Annotated in this window: 16 protein-coding genes and 1 tRNA gene; 9 read left to right on the forward strand and 8 right to left on the reverse strand. The window is 72.8% G+C overall.

Annotated features, from left to right (window positions below; translation table 11 throughout):
- Positions 1–38 precede the first annotated feature (38 nt).
- The gene (locus tag J4709_RS37390; protein ID WP_208248244.1) at positions 39–1,193 is read left to right on the forward strand and encodes a sensor histidine kinase; all 1,155 of its coding nucleotides are present in this window, start codon (positions 39–41) and stop codon (positions 1,191–1,193) included.
- Complete coding sequence (locus J4709_RS37395) at positions 1,190–1,873, forward strand: response regulator (RefSeq protein ID WP_208248246.1); 684 nt, start codon at positions 1,190–1,192, stop codon at positions 1,871–1,873. The genes J4709_RS37390 and J4709_RS37395 overlap by 4 nt, the downstream gene beginning before the upstream one ends.
- 210 nt (positions 1,874–2,083) lie before the next feature.
- Here J4709_RS37395 and J4709_RS37400 read toward each other — a convergent pair.
- Positions 2,084–2,160 (reverse strand) — tRNA-Arg (locus J4709_RS37400).
- A 128-nt stretch (positions 2,161–2,288) separates the two neighbouring features.
- On the opposite strand from J4709_RS37400, the gene J4709_RS55875 reads away from it, so the two are divergent.
- The 3 genes from J4709_RS55875 to J4709_RS37415 are packed head-to-tail and all read left to right on the forward strand — an operon-like array spanning position 2,289 to position 5,447.
- Positions 2,289–3,077, forward strand: a complete 789-nt coding sequence (locus tag J4709_RS55875; protein WP_307801884.1) for a phosphotransferase enzyme family protein — start codon at positions 2,289–2,291, stop codon at positions 3,075–3,077.
- Complete coding sequence (locus J4709_RS37410) at positions 3,052–3,954, forward strand: cobalamin biosynthesis protein (RefSeq protein ID WP_208248248.1); 903 nt, start codon at positions 3,052–3,054, stop codon at positions 3,952–3,954. Before J4709_RS55875 ends, J4709_RS37410 begins: the two co-directional genes overlap by 26 nt.
- Positions 3,951–5,447, forward strand: a complete 1,497-nt coding sequence (locus J4709_RS37415) for a cobyric acid synthase (protein WP_208248250.1) — start codon at positions 3,951–3,953, stop codon at positions 5,445–5,447. Before J4709_RS37410 ends, J4709_RS37415 begins: the two co-directional genes overlap by 4 nt.
- On the opposite strand, the gene J4709_RS37420 is transcribed toward J4709_RS37415, so the two are convergent.
- From J4709_RS37420 to J4709_RS37435, 4 genes are read right to left on the reverse strand one after another with little or no spacing between them, the layout of a single operon-like run.
- Entirely contained in the window at positions 5,440–6,411 is a 972-nt protein-coding gene (locus J4709_RS37420; RefSeq protein WP_208248252.1) for a glycine betaine ABC transporter substrate-binding protein, read from the reverse strand. The genes J4709_RS37415 and J4709_RS37420 overlap by 8 nt on opposite strands.
- Entirely contained in the window at positions 6,411–7,232 is an 822-nt protein-coding gene (locus J4709_RS37425; RefSeq protein WP_307801885.1) for an ABC transporter permease, read from the reverse strand. The genes J4709_RS37420 and J4709_RS37425 overlap by 1 nt, the downstream gene beginning before the upstream one ends.
- Positions 7,229–8,434, reverse strand: coding sequence for an ATP-binding cassette domain-containing protein (locus J4709_RS37430; protein ID WP_307801886.1), 1,206 nt, complete (start codon positions 8,432–8,434; stop codon positions 7,229–7,231). Before J4709_RS37430 ends, J4709_RS37425 begins: the two co-directional genes overlap by 4 nt.
- Entirely contained in the window at positions 8,427–9,074 is a 648-nt protein-coding gene (locus J4709_RS37435) for an ABC transporter permease (RefSeq protein ID WP_208248254.1), read from the reverse strand. The genes J4709_RS37430 and J4709_RS37435 overlap by 8 nt, the downstream gene beginning before the upstream one ends.
- A 135-nt stretch (positions 9,075–9,209) precedes the next feature.
- On the opposite strand from J4709_RS37435, the gene J4709_RS37440 reads away from it, so the two are divergent.
- Positions 9,210–9,857, forward strand: a complete 648-nt coding sequence (locus J4709_RS37440; protein WP_307801887.1) for a DUF1444 domain-containing protein — start codon at positions 9,210–9,212, stop codon at positions 9,855–9,857.
- 2 nt (positions 9,858–9,859) lie between these two features.
- Here the strand turns inward: J4709_RS37440 and J4709_RS37445 are convergent, their stop codons facing one another.
- Positions 9,860–11,398 carry a glycosyltransferase family 39 protein gene (locus tag J4709_RS37445; protein ID WP_208248258.1) on the reverse strand — a complete coding sequence of 513 codons (1,539 nt, stop codon included), beginning with the start codon at positions 11,396–11,398 and terminating at the stop codon, positions 9,860–9,862.
- A 38-nt stretch (positions 11,399–11,436) separates the two neighbouring features.
- Entirely contained in the window at positions 11,437–12,399 is a 963-nt protein-coding gene (locus tag J4709_RS37450; RefSeq protein WP_208248260.1) for an AraC family transcriptional regulator, read from the reverse strand.
- A gap of 128 nt (positions 12,400–12,527) precedes the next feature.
- On the opposite strand from J4709_RS37450, the gene J4709_RS37455 reads away from it, so the two are divergent.
- Complete coding sequence (locus J4709_RS37455; RefSeq protein WP_208248262.1) at positions 12,528–13,562, forward strand: saccharopine dehydrogenase family protein; 1,035 nt, start codon at positions 12,528–12,530, stop codon at positions 13,560–13,562.
- 43 nt (positions 13,563–13,605) lie between these two features.
- Positions 13,606–14,250 carry a LysE family translocator gene (locus tag J4709_RS37460; protein ID WP_208248264.1) on the forward strand — a complete coding sequence of 215 codons (645 nt, stop codon included), beginning with the start codon at positions 13,606–13,608 and terminating at the stop codon, positions 14,248–14,250.
- Between the two features lie 24 nt (positions 14,251–14,274).
- Here J4709_RS37460 and J4709_RS37465 read toward each other — a convergent pair whose 3' ends face one another.
- Entirely contained in the window at positions 14,275–15,675 is a 1,401-nt protein-coding gene (locus J4709_RS37465; protein ID WP_232384633.1) for an amino acid permease, read from the reverse strand.
- A gap of 218 nt (positions 15,676–15,893) precedes the next feature.
- Between J4709_RS37465 and J4709_RS37470 the strand changes: the two genes are divergently transcribed.
- A complete protein-coding gene (locus J4709_RS37470) occupies positions 15,894–16,853 on the forward strand; it encodes an alpha/beta hydrolase (protein WP_208248266.1) in 960 nt (319 codons plus the stop codon).
- The last annotated feature ends 3 nt before the right edge of the window (positions 16,854–16,856 follow it).

The following is a 16,856-nucleotide window of genomic DNA, read 5'->3' on the forward strand; positions in this document are numbered from 1 at the left end:
CGACGCGCGGATCCGACGCCGCTGAATACGATCGGCGCATGGAAGAGCTTCTCCAGCGACTCTCGACGTCGAAGCGCGTGACCTGGCTGATGTCACAGGCCATGGTGCTGGCCACCGCCTGCTTCTACGCGCTGATGCTCGTCTGGACGATGCCGGCCTCTCGGACCGGGCTCTTCTTCGTGCTCGCCCTTCCGGTCCTGCTCGTGCGCCGTCTGCCGCCGGCGGTCTTCGCGGCGGTCCTCGGCGAAGCGGTCATCGGCGACATCTTCGGCGCGCGGCCCTCGATCGTGTTCGTCCTGCTCGTCGCCCTGGGCGGGTACCTCGCCGTCCGGCGGCCGAAGGCCGCCGCCGTCGGTTCCGTCGCGGCCGTCGCGGCCGCGTTCGTCAACGTCACCCACATCCCCGGGGAGACCGTCAGCGACGCGGCCCAGTTCGCCGGGGGGCTCGCGTTGTTTTTCGCGGTCGCGTGGGTCTTCGGCGGGGTGTATCGCAAACGCCGTGAATACCTCGAAGCCCTGGACGAGCAGAGGGCGGCCCGCGCCGTCCTGACCGAGCGGCTGCGGATCGCCCGCGAACTGCACGACAGCGTCGCGCACAGCATCGGGATCATCACGGTGTTGTCGGGAGCGGCGGCACGGGTCGTTCAGACCAAGCCCGAGCAGACGCGGCAGGCGCTGACCGGCATCGAGACCACCAGCCGGGAGACGCTGCTCGAACTGCAGCGCATGCTCGGGGCGCTGCGCCGCGCCGAGCCGGACGACGCCATGCCGCAGGCCGCTCCGCTGGCGCCGGCCGGCAGCCTGGCCGACGTACCGCAGCTCGCCGAACGCACGGCCGACGCCGGGGTGCGGGTCCACGTGACCTGGCGGGGCGAGCGGCGTCCGCTGCCGCCGGAGATCGAACTGTCGGCGTTCCGGATCATCCAGGAGTCGGTGACGAACGTGGTGCGGCATTCCGGGGCGCGGACGTGCCGGGTCGCGGTCGGTTATGAGCCGAAAGGAGTGACGATCGAGGTGGTGGACGACGGGGACGACGGTCTCGGCGGGCCGGGCCGTCGCAGGCTCACCGCGGCCGGCGGGAGCGGCTTCGGCCTGCTCGGCATGCGCGAGCGGGTGACGTTGCTGTCCGGCCAGTTCAGCGCCGGCCGGCGTCCGGAGGGCGGATTCCGGGTGACGGCGAGGCTCCCGGCATGAGCGTGCGGGTGCTGCTGGTCGATGACCAGCCGCTGCTGCTGGTCGGGCTCGCGATTCTGATCGGCGACACCGACGACCTGGAGGTGGTCGGCGAGGCCCCCGACGGCCGGGAGGCGGTGCGCCTGGTGCGTGAGCTGCGTCCGGACGTCGTGGTGATGGACATCCGGATGCCGGGCATGGACGGGATCGAGGCGACCCGGCAGGCGACCGCCGAGCCGGACCCGCCCAAGGTGCTGGTGCTGACGACCTTCGACGACGACGAGTACGTCTACGGCGCACTGCGCGCCGGGGCCAGCGGATTCCTGCTCAAGAGCATGGCCCTGGACGCGATCCTGGACGCGATCCGCGTGGTGGCGGCCGGCGACGCGCTGATCGCACCGAGCGTGACCCGGCGGCTGATCGCGGACTTCGCCGGAACGCCCGCCACCCCGGCCCCCGGACCGGCCGCCGAGCCCGCCGCGGACTCACGTCTCATCGCGGAGATCACCGACCGGGAACGAGAGGTGCTGGCACTGGTCGGACAGGGACTGTCGAACACCGAGATAGCCGAGCGGCTGGTGATCAGCGCGGCGACGGCGAAGACTCATGTCGCGCGCCTGTTCGCCAAGCTCGAGGCCCGGGACCGCGTCCACCTGGCGATCATCGCCTTCGAGGCCGGACTCGCACCACGTAGACGGTAGGGCGGGATCTTCCGCTTGTAGAGCTGTCGGCCCGGGACTTGACCGGCGGGGTGCCGTCGAGCGTGCATACCGATGCTCCGAAACCGCGCACGACGTCGTGACCGACGCGCTGGCGACAGGGGTCTGGCATCCGAGCGAACATCGAGCTGACGTGCGGACATTCCAGGCGTGGAGCTTGGTTTGTAAGTACGCGTTTATGCTGGTCAGGGGTGGCGCGCCCGGCAGGATTCGAACCCGCGACCGTCGGTTTAGAAGACCGATGCTCTATCCAGCTGAGCTACGGGCGCTCGGCGGCCCGGCGGGACGCCGGGACACAGTGTAAGGCTGCGCGTCCTCCGGCTCCACATCCATAACGGTGCCACCAGGCGACGCGCCGGGACGAGGCGGTGGGCGAGGGGTCATATCTTGGGTTGCTGTGGCGGTGGACAGTGAGGTGCCGCTCTCCGGCGGGGACGTGACGGAGGGCGTGGTGCGGGTGGGGAACACGGTGCGCAGGCCGCTTCGGGCGCACAGTGCGGCGGTGCACGGGCTGCTGCGGCACCTGGAGGGGGCCGGGTTCGACGGCGCGCCGCGCGTGCTGGGCGTGGACGACCGGGGGCGGGAGATCCTCAGCTGGGTGCCGGGGGACGTGCCGCACCGGCCGCTGCCGGGGTATGCGGTGTCCGAGGACGCGCTGCGGGGCGTCGGCGTGCTGCTGCGCCGGTACCACGACGCGGTGGCCCCCTACGGGGTGCCCGACGGGGACTGGGACCGGGAGGCGTCCAATCTGGACGGGCCGCCTGAGCTGATCGGGCACTGCGACGTGACGCCGGAGAACGTGGTGTTCCGCGGGGGAGCCCCGGCGGCGCTGATCGATTTCGACCTGGCGCGGCCGACGACGCGGCTGTACGACGTGGTGACGGCGCTGCGGCACTGGGCGCCGATCGCCGATCCGGCGGACCGCGACGCGCTGCTGTACGGGGCGGACGTCGCGCGGCGGGTGCGGATCCTCTGCGACGCGTACGGGCTGGACCGGGAGCGGCGGCGGGACGTGCTGCCGGCGGCGCGGGTGCGGTTCGAGCGGTCGTACGAGGCGATGCGGGCGAGGGCGGCCGAAGGCGGAGGTTGGGCGCGGATCTGGCAGGGTGGGGCGGGCCCGCGGATCCGGCGGGCGCAGGACTGGTTGGAGCGTCACTGGGATGAGCTTGATGCGAGGCTCTGCTGAGGGTCTGCTTCTCGGGGTGGCGCTGGACGCGCTGCTCGGGGATCCGCGCAGGGGGCACCCGGTCGCGGGGTTCGGGCGGTTGGCGGCGAGGTTCGAGCGGCTCGTCTACCGGGATTCGCGGGCGGCGGGTGTTGTCTATGCCGGGGTTCTGGTGGGCGGGGCCGTGGCTTCGGGGGTGCTGCTGGAGCGGGCGGCGCGGGGGCCGTTGAGGGTCGCGGTCACGGCGGCCGCCACGTGGGCCGTTCTCGGCGGGACGTCTTTGGGACGTGAAGGGCTCGCGATGGAACGGGTTCTCAAGGACGGCGATCTGGACGCCGCCAGGGACCGGCTTTCGCATCTGTGCGCGCGCGATCCCAAGGGCCTGGACGAGGCCGCGTTGGCTCGGGCGACCGTGGAATCGGTGGCGGAGAACACCTCGGACGCGGCGATCGCCCCGCTGGTGTGGGGAGCCGTGGGCGGTGTTCCTGGGCTGCTGGCCTATCGGGCCGTCAACACCCTTGACGCGATGGTCGGCTATAGGAATCCGCGTTATGAACGGTTCGGATGGGCCGCGGCGCGGTTGGACGACGCGGCGAACTGGGTTCCGGCGCGGCTGACGGGAATGCTCGTCGTCCTTTGTTCGGGACGGGACGCGTGGCGCGTTCTGCGGCGGGACGGCGGCAATCACCCGAGCCCGAACGCGGGACGGTGCGAGGCGGCGTTCGCGGGTGCCCTCGGCGTCCGGCTGGGCGGGACGAATTCGTACGGCGGCGCGGTGGAGAGGCGGCCCGAGATGGGCGACGGGCGGACTCCGGAGGTCCGGGACATCGGGAGGGCGGTGCGGTTGTCGGCGGCGGCGACGTTCGCGGCGGCGGCGCTGGTGTGGGGGCTGCGGTGAGCGGTCTGCTGGTCGCGGGGACGACGTCCGACGCGGGGAAGAGCGTGGTGACCGCCGGGCTGTGCCGCTGGCTGGCGCGGCAGGGCGTGAAGGTGGCGCCTTTCAAGGCGCAGAACATGTCGCTGAATTCGATGGTGACCGCGGACGGCGCCGAGATCGGGCGGGCGCAGTACATGCAGGCGCAGGCCGCGGGGGTGGAGCCGAGAGCGGTCATGAACCCGGTTCTGCTGAAGCCGGGGAGCGACCGGCGCAGCCAGGTCGTGGTGCTGGGCCGGCCGGTCGCCGAGGTGGACGCGCTCCAGTACGGCGACCACAAGGAATGGCTCCGCGGGGTCGTGAAGGAGAGCCTGGAGGAGTTGCGGAGCGAGTACGACGTGGTGGTCTGCGAGGGCGCGGGAAGCCCGGCGGAGATCAATCTGCGCGCCGGGGACATCGTCAACATGGGCCTCGCGAGAATGGCGGACCTTCCCGTCGTCGTGGTCGGCGACATCGACCGGGGCGGGGTGTTCGCGTCGCTTTTCGGCACGGTCGCGCTGCTGGAGCCGGCCGATCAGGCGCTCATCGCGGGGTTCGTCGTCAACAAGTTCCGGGGCGCCAAGGAACTGCTGGAGCCGGGCCTTGAGCAGTTGCGGCGGTTGACGGGCCGTCCCGTGCTGGGCGTGCTGCCGTGGACGCTCGGGCTGTACCTCGATTCCGAGGACACCCTCGCGCTGGACGCGCCGCGTCCCGATGCCGCCGCGCCGTTCGGCAGGCAGACGCTGCGGATCGCGGTGGTGCGGTTCCCGCGCATCTCGAACTTCACCGACCTGGACGCGCTGGCCTGCGAGCCGGGCGTCGTGGTGCGGTACGCCGCGAGCGCCGGCGATCTCGCGGAGGCCGATCTCGTCGTGCTGCCGGGGACGCGGGCGACGGTCGAGGATCTGGCGTGGCTGCGCGAGTGGGGAATGGCGGACGAGATCGTGCGGCGGGCCCGGGAAGGGCGTCCGGTGCTCGGCATCTGCGGCGGCCACCAGATGCTCGCGAAGGAGATCGTGGACCGGGTCGAATCGGGGACCGGCCGCGTCGAAGGGCTCGGCCTGCTGCCGGCGAGGGTCGTTTTCGAGAGGGATAAAACCCTTGGGCGCCCAAGAGGAAGTGCATACGGCGAGGACGTCGACGCCTACGAGATCCACCACGGCATCGTGACCGTGGAAGGCGGCGAGCCCTTCCTCGACGGGTGCCGTTCGGGCGCCGTCTGGGGGACGACCTGGCACGGCGCCATGGAGAACGACGGATTCCGGCGCGCGTTCCTGAAGGACGTCGCGGAAACGGCCGGCCGCGATTTCACCCCGGCGCCGGACGTGGGGTTCGCCGCGTTGCGGGAGGCGACGCTGAACGCGCTGGGCGACCTCGTCGAGCGGCATCTCGACACCGACGCCCTGTGGCGGCTCATCGAGAACGGCGCGCCGCACGATCTGCGAGTGGTGCCGCCGGGAGGCGCTCCCGCTATTTGATGAGACCTTGCTCGCGCATCCAGTCGCGGGCGACGAATACCGGGTCGTCGCCGTCCACGTCGACCTTGCTGTTGAGGTTCCGCATGACGCCGGTCGTCAGTTTCGGGCTGATCTGCGCGAAGAGGCCGGTGATTTCCGGATGGGCGCGCAGCACCGAATCGCGGACGGTGATGGCCGGGTTGTAGTTCGGGAAGAAGTGCTTGCTGTCGCCGAGGACGTGCAGGCGGAGCGCCTGGATGCGCCCGTCGGTGGTGAACACCTCGCCGAAGGTGCATTTCCCGCTCGACGTGGCGTTGTAGACGACGCCGGACGACATCTGCCGGACATTGGTCGCGGGGACGCTCGACCCGTACGACAGCCCGTACGCCTTCAGCATTCCGCGCAGCCCGTCGTTGCGGGCGAAGAACTCGGGGTCGACGCAGAACGTCCGCTGCCCCGCCGGGACCTTCGTCATGTCGGAGAGGTCCGTCAGCCCGAACCGTTTCTGGTTCGCGGTGGTGACCGCCATCGCATAGGTGTTGTTGAGCGGTGCGGGCGGCGCCAGCCAGGCGATGCGGTTGCGTTTCATGTCGAGGTCGCGGACGGCCTGGAACTGCTTCTGCGGGTCCGGGATGGGGTTCTCCTGCCCGAGGTAGGTGATCCAGCCGGTGCCGGTGTACTCCCACATCAGGTCGTTGTCGCCGTTGACGATCGACTTGCGGGACGTGACGCTGCCCTGGACGTTGGTGTGGTCGACCGCGTTCGCGCCGGCGGCGGTCAGCGCCAGCACCGCGATCTTGCCGAGGATGATCTGCTCGGTGAACTCCTTCGAGGTGACCCGGATCGTCGCGTCCTTCAGGTCCGGGACGGGACGGATGCTGCCGGGCTCGATGTGCGGGATGAACGCCGACGCCGGCTTGAGCCCGCACCCGGCGAGCAGAAGGAGCGCCGCCGCGAGCGCGGCGGCCGGGAGCCCGCGCCGCATCACAGCCCCTTCGGCGCGAGGATGCGGGTCGCCATCCCGCCGAGCCAGTCGATCAGCAGCGCCAGCAGCGCGATGAGCACGCAGCCGGTGAGCAGCACCGGGGTCCGCTGGGTGCTGACGCCGCTGGTGATGAGGTCGCCGAGCCCGCCGCCGCTGATGAACGCGGCGATGCTGGCCGTCCCGACCATCAGCACGAGCGTGGTGCGGATGCCGGCCAGGATGACCGGCGCGGCGAGCGGCAGCTCCACGCGGCGCAGCACCGTGCGCGGCGACATCCCGATGCCGCGGCCCGCGTCGGTCAGCGACGGGTCGACCTGCTGGAGCCCCACCATCGTGTTGCGCAGCGCCGGCAGCACCCCGTAGGCGACCAGCGCGACGATGGCCGTCCAGAAGCCGATGCCCCAGATCACCGCGAGCAGCACCACCACCCCGATCGCCGGCGCGGACTGCCCGATGTTGGCGACCGCCAGCACGAACGGCGTCGCCGGACGCGCCCACGAGCGGCTCAGCAGCACGCCGAGCGGGATCGCGATCACCAGGACGACCAGCGTGGACACCACGGTCAGCTCGATGTGCTCCCACGTCTTCTGCGTGACGTAGCGCGTCGCGAGGCTGCGGGCGGCGATGCTGTCGAGGTTCGAGTTCTCCACGTACAGCATCCACGCGACACCGATCAGGATGATCGCGAGCGGCTCCAGCCACGACCGCCAGGACCGTCCCGTCGGGGTGTGCAGCGACTGCCGCGGCTCGGCGGCGGCGCTCGGGTTCTCCTCAGGCGCCTCCCCGGACGACACCGGGACGGCCGGCGGCGCGCCGCTCACGACGGCCGCCGCCTCGTCCGCGCCCGGTCCTTCATGTCCTTGATCGCGTTCTGCAGGGTGCCGAGGGTGACCGTGCCGCGGTAGACGCCGCGCGGCCCGACGACCGGCACCCACTCATGCTCGATCTGGATCAGCGACTCGAGCGCCTGCTGCAGGGTGTCGCGGGCCCGGATCGGCGGCGCGACGTCCATCCCGCGCTCGCCGATCGGCCCGGTGACGCCCTCCACGTCCTCCGGATGGGCCCACCGGACGGGGCGGTCCCGCTCGTCCAGGACGATCGCGAAGCCGATGTCGCCGGCCGCGATCCGGCGCCGGACCTCCGCCGCGTCGTCCCCGGTCCGCGCCCGCGGGACGTCCTGCAGCGGCACGTCCGCGACCCGGCTGAACTGCAGCAGCCGCATCGCCTGCCCGCCGCCGAGGAACTGCTCGACGTACTCGTCGGCCGGGTTCAGCAGGATCTCCTGCGGCGTCGCGTACTGCGCGACCCGCGAGCCCTTGTCGAGGATCGCGATGCGGTCGCCGAGCTTGAGCGCCTCGTCGATGTCGTGGGTGACGAACACGATCGTCTTGCCGAGCTCCTCCTGCAGCCGCAGCAGCGAGTCCTGCAGGTTCCCGCGCGTGATCGGGTCGAGGGCGCCGAACGGCTCGTCCATCAGCATCGCGGGCGGGTCGGCGCCGAGCGCGCGCGCGACGCCGACGCGCTGCTGCTGCCCGCCGGACAGCTCGCGCGGGTACCGGTCGCGGTACTGCGCGGGATCGAGGTCGACGAGTTCCAGCAGCTCGTCGACCCGCTCCGCGATGCGCTTGTTGTCCCACTTCAGCATCTGCGGGACGAGGCCGACGTTCGTCGCGACCGTCATGTGCGGGAACAGCCCGGCGTTCTGGATCACGTAGCCGATGTGCCGGCGCAGCTCCGTCGGGTCGAGGCCCAGCGCGTCCTGCCCGGCCACGATGATCTTCCCGGAGGTCGGCTCGATCAGCCGGTTGATCAGCCGCATCATCGTGGTCTTGCCGCTGCCGGACGGGCCGAGCAGCACGACGATCTCGCCGCCGCGGATCGTCATCGTGACGTCGTCGACCGCCGGGGCGTCCTGCCCGGGGTACCGCTTGGTGACGTTGATCAGCTCGATCCCGCCGCGCCCGGCCGGCTCCCGCCCGCCCGCCGGCTCCGCGTCCCGGGTCTCCCGCACGCCGTCAGACACGGACGCCCCGCGGGGTCGTCAGCCGCCCGATCAGCACGAAGCAGCCGTCGAACAGCAGCGCCAGGATGATGATCAGGACCGTCCCGGCGAGCGTCATGTTGATCGCGTTGGCGCCGCCGAGCCGGGCCAGCCCGGAGAAGATCTGCTCGCCGAGCCCGGGCCCGGACACGTACGCGGCGATCGCGCCGATCCCCATCGCGAGCTGCGTGCTCACCCGGACGCCGGTGAGGATCACCGGCCAGGCGAGCGGCAGCTCGATCCGCAGCAGGATCGCGGTGCGGGTCATCCCGATGCCGCGCGCCGCGTCCACCAGCGTCCGGTCCACGCCGGACAGCCCGACGATCGTGTTCCGCACGATCGGCAGCAGCGAGTACAGGGTCAGCGCGACGACGCTCGGCGCCACCCCGAGCCCGAGCGGCGTGATCAGCAGGCCGAGCAGCGCCAGCGACGGCACCGTGAACACCACCCCGGCGGTGCTGGTGGCCAGCGCGGACAGCCGGCCGCTGCGGTAGACGGCCAGCCCGATCAGCAGCCCGAGCACCAGCGCGGCCAGCACGCACTGGAACACCATGCTGGCGTGCTGCCACGTCTCGAACTGGAGCCGCTCCCGCCGGCTGCCCAGATACTCCCAGAAGTTCACGTCGCCTCCGACACGATCACTACCCACCGTGCCCGTCCGATCACACTCGCCATGCGCTGGGCAGTCCGGCCCCTCCCGCACCCGTACTAAGCTCGACCCTCGTCAACCTCAGCAATGAGCACGAGAGGAACGTCGGTGACCGAGGAGCGTTCCAGTCTCATCGTCCCGCTGATGAAGGCGCGGGTTCCGGCCGAGATCCAGCTGGAGTTCCCGCTGCCGCCGGACGAGGAGCCGGTCCGCGACGCGTTCGCCGGCGACCTGTACGTCACCTACGCGCTGGAGATCGCCGACGAGACCGCGGTGGCGGGCCGCCGGTACGAGCACGTCGCGCCGCGGCACTGCGCCGACCTCGGCGTCGCGGCCGGCGACCTGCGCCGGCAGGCGGTGATCAACCTGCGGGACCGCCGGCCCGAGCTCGGGCTCAGCTGGTACCCGGACGTGCGCGCGGTGACGGTGACGCTCGGCGAGCCCGGCCCGCAGGGCGCGCCGTCCCGGCGGGGCGGCCTGGAGGCGGCGCTGCTGCTGGACGAGGGGTTCCTCGACAAGCTCGCGCAGGACGTGGAGGGCGACCTCGTCGTCGCGGCGCCCGCCCGGGACGTGTTCGTGGCGTCCGGCACCGGGCACCCGGACGGCGTCGACAAGCTGCGCTGGGCGGTCGGGCAGGTGTGGGCGGAGGACCGCGGCGACGGCGTCTCCGACCCGGCGTGGGACGTCCCGGCCGGCAGCCTCCTGACGCACGACCTGCTGGTCCGCCGCGCGTCCGGCTGGGAGATCCTGGCCTAGCGTCAGCCGAGGGTCTTGAACTCGGGCCACAGCCGGGTCCAGGGCGCGCGCTGCCCTCGGCACACCCACACCGGTTTGCCCTGCTCCTGGTTGTCGAGGCCGACGCCATCGTCGATGCGGCCCACCGGGCGGACGTCCGTCCAGTAGCGGTGCAGGCGAGCGCCGTCGGCGACGGTGTCCGGGCCGACGACGATCGCCGGCCCGCCGGTGTCGGGCGGCCGGCCGAAGTACCAGAACCCGTTGTGCCCGCTGTAGGCGCGCGGCAGGCCGAGCTTCGGGCCGTACCGGTCGAGCGCGCCGGCCTCGCCGTAGTTGCCCGCCACGATCACGGCCTTGGCGCGCTCGTCCGGCGGCAGCGTCCGGTAGACGCGCGCGACCTCCCGCGCGAAGCGGGGCCAGCCGACGGTCTCGGCGGAGTCGGCGTTGATGACCGGCTGCGGCGTGTCGGCCAGCCACTTCACCGGGTACACCGGCAGCGTCAGCGCGATGGTGCAGGCCGCCGTCACGGCGTACGCCGGGATGGTCGCCGCCCAGCCCCACCCGCGCGGCGCGCCGCGCCGCTCGACCTCGACGGCGCCCGCCGCCCAGAGCGCCGCCCACAGCCCGGCCAGGTAGTACGGCTTGCCGCCGGTCGCGATGAACACGACGTTCAGCAACAGGTAGGCGTGGCCGAGGAAGCGGAACGGGCGCAGGGCGTCCGACCGGTACGTCCGCCACAGCCCGTAGATCCACAGCCAGGACGGCAGGATCCCGGTCATCAGTATCTGGAACGGGATGAAGCCGGGCCTTCCGGCGAAGTCGCCGCTGCCGGCGATCTTCCCGGCCATGTCGATCTGCGGCCAGCCGTGCCGGGCCTGCCACACCAGCCCCGGCACCACCGCCGCGACGGCCACCGCGACGCCCGCCGCGAGCATCGGCTGGCGCAGGAAGTCCCGCGGCCCGGAGACCAGCAGGCCCGCGACGATCGCGGCGAGCAGGAACCCGGCCAGGTACTTGACGTTCAGCGCCGCCGCCGCGACCACGCCCGCCGCGAGCAGCATCCGCGGATCGGACGTCCGCACCCACCGGACCACGACCCACACCAGCGCCGTCGACAGCAGCACGTCGAGCGTCGCGGTGTAGAAGCTGTGGCCGACCGCGACCACGAACGGGCACACGGCGTAGGAGGCGGCGGTGAGGATCTGGGCGCGGCGCCCGCCGCCCATCTCCCGCGCCGTCAGCGCGGCGACCACGACGCCGATCGCGGAGAGGACCGCCGCCGGGACGCGCAGCGCCACCAGCGTGTCCCCGAACACCGCGATGGCCGCCCTGGTCAGCAGCGGCAGCAGCGGCGGCTGGTCCGGATAGCCCCACGCCGGATGCCGCCCGGCGACGCGGAAGTACAGCTCGTCGCGGTGGTAGCCGTAGCGGGCGGCGACCGCGAGCAGCAGCGCCCCGAGCACCCCGGCCAGCAGCAGGACCGGCCGCCAGGCCACCGCCGCCGGGCCGTCCGCGGACGCGACCCCGGCGGGCCCGTGCGCGGCGGACGCGGGGGCGGCCATGCGATCACCGTATGCCGGGGATGTGGCCTACGTCACGATCATCCCTCCGGCCAGGGCCGGTCATCTCCCCGCACCGCCTCCCGGAACCGGCCGGGCGCCTCCGCGAACTCCCGCTTGAACGCCTTCGCGAACGCGAACTCCGACGCGTACCCCACCCGCTCCGCGACCGCCCGCAACGGCAGGTCGCTGTCGCGCAGCAGCCGCGCGGCGACCGTCATCCGCCACCACGTCGCGTACGCGAGCGGAGGCGAGCCGACCGTGGCGGTGAAGCGGCGCGCGAACGCGGCGCGGGACAGGCCCGCCCGTCCGGCCAGCGACCGGACGGTCCACGGCCGGGCCGGTTCGTCGTGGACGCCCCGCAGCGCGGCCGCGACCGCCGGATCGCGGAGCGCCGCCGCCCAGCCCGTCGCCTCGTCCGCCGGACGGTCCTCGTACCAGGCCCGCACCATGTAGAGCAGCAGGATGTCCAGGAGCGCGGGCAGCGCGGCGTCGCCGCCGTGCCGCGTGCCGCCGTCCAGTTCCCGGCCGAGCAGCTCGATCGCGCCGCGCAGCGACGGATGCCTCCCGATCCGCGCCGGGATGTGGACGACGTCCGGGAGTTCGGCGAGCAGCGGATGCACCCGGGTCTGGTCGAGCCGGTACGCGCCGCACAGCATCTCCGTCCGGACGTCCGCGCCGCGGCCGTTGGCGTTGGCGTCGGCGGTGGCGTCGGAGTCGGCGGCCTGCGGGCGGATGAGGGAGCGCGCGTCGGCCAGCGGGCGGTCCGGGACGTCCGCGATGCCGTGGCCCAGCTCGCGCGGCAGGAACGCGACGTCTCCGACACCGAGCCGGACCGGGCCGCCCACCGTGGGGATCAGCCAGCAGGTGCCCTTGAGGAGCACATGGAAGCCCGCGCCAGGTTGCGGGTCGAACCGCACGCCCCACGGCGCGTCCAGGACGGTGCGCGAGGAGTGCGGCCGCCCGAGCCGCATGGCGGAGATCGCGTCGCTGAGCACGTCCATGCGTCCGAACGTATCGCAGAGTGCCCAGCAGCGAGACGAATGGACATGGCGGCTGGATTCTCAGGCATGGGGAGTCTCCCGTGTGCTCCCTACGGTGATCGCAGAGAGCACAACGACAGGGAGGCAGTATGAGGATCGCCGTCTACGGAGCGAGCGGGTTCACCGGAGGGCTGGCGCTCGCCGAACTGCGCCGCCGGGGCATCGCCGCCGTCGCCGTGGGGCGCGACGGGGAACGCCTGCGCGAGGCCGCCGACCGCGCCGGCGCGCGGGACGCCGACCTCCGGATCGCGGGGCTCGGGGACCACGCCGTCCTCGCCGACGCGTTCCACGGCTGCGACGCGGTGGTCAACTGCGCGGGGCCGTTCGCACTCTGGGGCGAACCGGTCGTGCGGGCCGCGATCGCCGCCGGATGCCACTACGTCGACACCACGGGCGAGCAGGGCTACCTGCGGCACGTCCTCGACGCGTTCGACGCGGACGCCCGGCGCGCCGGAGTGACGGTCGTCCCCGGCCTGGCCGACGACGGCGGGCCCGGCGACCTGATCGCCGCGCTCGTCGCCGCGCGCCTCGGCGACGTCGACGACCTGCTGGTCGCCGACCTGCGGCGGCCCGGCGCGGTGTCGCGCGGCACCGCGCGTTCGATGGCGGCGGCCGGCGGCGCGGCGGTGCCGCTGGAGTACCGCGACGGAGGCTGGGCCGCCGCGCCCGCCGACGACACCGGGCGGACGATCGCCCTGCCCGGCGGGCCGGAGAAGGTCGCGGTCGCGTCCTTCGCGCTGCCCGGCGTCGTCACCGTTCCGCGCCATGTGCGGGCGCGGCGCGTCCGGGGCGCGATCCGCACCGAGGTCGCCGCGCTGTTCGGCGGCCTGACCGCCGACGCGGTGGAGAGCGTTCCGGAGCGGCCGGACGAGGCGTCTCGCGCGGGCGCCCGGTGGCTCATGCTGGCCGAGGCGTCCGACCGGTCCGGGCGGACCGTGCGCGGCGAGGTCACCGGGACGGACGGGTACGGGACCACCGCGGTGATCGCGGTCGAGGGCGCCCGGCGGCTCGTCGCGGACGGCGCCCCCGCCGGGACCCGCACGCCCGCCGAGGCGTTCGACCCGGCGGACCTCCTCGGCTTCCTCGCGGCGTCCGGCGCGTCCTGGCGGGTCGAGGACGCGTGAAAAGCGGTGTGCGGGCGGGATGGCCGGTGCGTACTGTTCGACCATGATGTCGACGGGACCACTGCTCGCGTTCTCCGCGATGGCACTGGCCATCATCCTGATCCCCGGCCCGACGGTGCTGTTCGTGGTCGGCCGGGCCCTCTCGCACGGCCGCGGCACCGCGCTGACGAGCGTCATCGGCAACGAGATCGGCGCGCTGGTGCTCGTCGTCGCCGTCGCGCTCGGGATCGGCTCGCTCGTGGAACGGTCCGTCGTGCTGTTCACCGCGCTGAAGCTGGCGGGCGCCGCCTACGTGGTGTACCTCGGCGTCCAGGCCTTCCGGCACCGCCGGTCGCTGACCGCGGCGATCGGCGGGACCGGCGACGCGTCCGGCCGCAGCCGCGCCCGGGACCTGTGGCAGGGCTTCGTCGTCGGGATCACCAACCCCAAGACGACGGTCTTCTTCGCCGCCGTGCTGCCCCAGTTCGTCGACCGCGGGCGCGGGCACGTGCCGCTGCAGATGCTGGTGTTCGGGCTGATCTTCGTGCTGATCGCGCTGCTGTGCGACAGCTGCTGGGGGCTGGCCGCGGGCGCCGCGCGCAACTGGTTCGCCCGGTCGCCGCGCCGGCTCGCCGCGATCGGCGGCACCGGCGGCCTGATGATGATCGGCCTCGGCGTCACCATCGCGGCGACGGGGAAGAAGGACTGACCGCCGGTCAGGGGGCCTTCCCGGTCAGGGGGCCTTCGCCGGGGTCGAGGGCGCGGTGACGGGCGGCTTGCGGCCGAAGCGGACGCGCAGCGGGTAGCAGGCCGCGACCACCGCGAGGCTGACGAGCGAGGCGATCAGCTGCGACCGCTGCGCGTGCATCAGCGCCATCGACACCAGCACCGCCAGCAGCGCGGCGATGACCAGCCACGACAGGTACGGGTACAGCCACATGCGGTAGGTGAGGCTGCCCGGGTCCTCGCGCTGGAGCCGGGCGCGCAGCCGCAGCTGGGAGAACATGATCGCCAGGTAGACGAACGCCAGCACGACCCCGATCGAGTTCATCAGGAACTTGAAGACCTGGTCGGGGGAGGTGTAGGAGGCGATCACCGCGGCCCACGCGGCGACGGTGCCGAGCAGGATCGCGCGGACCGGCACGCCGCGCCGGTTCAGCCGCACCAGCCCGGCGGGCGCGTCGCCGTCCCGGGTCAGCACGTACAGCATCCGGGACGAGACGTAGATCGCCGAGTTCAGCACCGACAGCACCGCGGTGAGGATCACCGCCTGCATCACCGTGCCCGCGGCGGGCACGTCCAGCCGGTCCAGGGCGCTGACGAACGGGCTGGTCAGCACCTTCGCGTCGTTCCACGGCAGGATCGACACCACCAGCAGGATGGACAGCACGTAGAACAGCGCGACGCGGTACAGCACGTTGCCGGTGGCCTTCGCGACGGCGCGTCCCGGCTCGTCGCTCTCGGCGGCGACCGTGACGATCTCGGTGCCGCCGAAGGCGAACATGACCGCCACGATCGCGGTGAAGATCGCCTTGACGCCGTTGGGGGCGAAGCCGCCGTGCCCGGTCAGCACGTTCAGGCCGCCGGGGGAGTGCGGCCACAGGCCGGTGACCCAGAGCACGCCGAGCACGAGGAACACCAGGATCGCGGCGACCTTGATGGAGGCGAACCAGAACTCGAACTCGCCGAACGAGCGGACCGAGACGAGGTTGACCGCCGTCATCACCACCAGCAGCGCCGCGGCGAGGAACCACTGCGGCAGGTCGATCCAGCCGGCCAGGATCGCCGCGCCCGCCGTCGCCTCCGCGCCGACGAGGATGACGTACAGGTACCAGTACAGCCAGCCGATCGTGAACCCGGCGAACGGGCCGAGCGCCATCCGCGCGTACTCGGCGAGCGACCCGGCGACCGGCCGCGCGACCACCATCTCGCCGAGCGCCCGCAGCACGCACAGCACCAGCACGCCGGCCGCCGCGTAGGAGATCACGGCGGCGGGACCGGCGGTGCCGATCACGGCGCCGCTGCCGACGAACAGGCCCGCGCCCACCGCGCCGCCGATGGCGAGCATCGTCATGTGGCGGCGGCGCAGTCCGGTCCGCAGCCGGGTCGAGCGGTCGTCGGTGGTGTCGGTCATCGCTCCTGGTTCCGTGTCCGCTGTATTCCGTGCCCGCGGCCTGGGGGTCGCGACCCGTGACGGGGTCGTCACTCACCCTAGGGGACTTTGGGACCACTGTGTCCCATTTATCGGTCGTCCGAATATGGGGCTCCGGACGTGACGGGCCCGGGCCGTACGCTGTGGACCGGCGGTACGGCGGTACGGCGGTATCAGCGGTACGGCGAGAGGGAGGCGCGATGGACGTGACGCAGGACGTGCTCGGTCCCGGCTACGAGGCGATCGAGCTGCCGATGGGACGCGACGCCGAGGGCGAGGTCGTCGCGACCCTCGTCCGGCGGCGCGGCGCGGAACCGTCCCGCCGGGCCGTGCTGTACCTGCACGGGTTCGTCGACTACTTCTTCCAGGCGCACCTCGCCGACCACTACCTCGGCCTCGGCTTCGACTTCTACGCCCTCGACCTGCGCAAGTACGGGCGGTCGCTGCGCCCGCACCAGACCCCGAACTACGTCGAGAGCCTGACGGAGTACTTCGCGGAGATCGACGAGGCCGTCCGCATCATCCGGGACGTCGACGGGCACGAGACGCTGCTGCTCAACGGGCACTCGACCGGCGGGCTCATCGCCGCGCTCTGGGCCGACCGGGCCAAGGGGCGCGGCCTGGTCGACGGGGTGTTCCTCAACAGCCCGTTCCTCGACATCAACGAGTCCGCGCCGATGCGCAAGATCGGCGCGGGCCTGGCGCGGGCGCTGCGCCCCCGCTTCCCGAAGGCCACACTGCCCGCCGGGGTGTCCGACCGTTACCCGCGCAGCATCCACCGCGACCACGAGGGCGAATGGGACTTCGACCTCGCCTGGAAGCCGCTCGAGGGGTTCCCGGTGCGGGCGGCGTGGCTCGCCGCGGTCCGCCGCGGGCAGCTGCGCGTGCACCGGGGGCTGGACATCGACGTGCCCGTCCTGGTCATGGCGTCGGCGCGCAGCGTCCGGCCCACGCGCAAGGGAGTGGACGTCACCGGAGCCGACGCCGTCCTGGACGTCGCGCACATGGCGAAGTGGGCGCCGCGGCTCGGCGGGCACGTCACCCTCGTCCGGATCGAGGGCGGGCTGCACGACCTGACGCTGTCGGCGGAGCCCGCCCGCGGGCGCGTGCTCGCCGAGCTGGCCCGCTGGACCGCCGGCTACCTGCCCGTCGCCCCGTGACGC

This window comes from Actinomadura violacea (assembly GCF_017573465.1).
Classification (GTDB): Bacteria; Actinomycetota; Actinomycetes; order Streptosporangiales; family Streptosporangiaceae; genus Spirillospora; species Spirillospora violacea.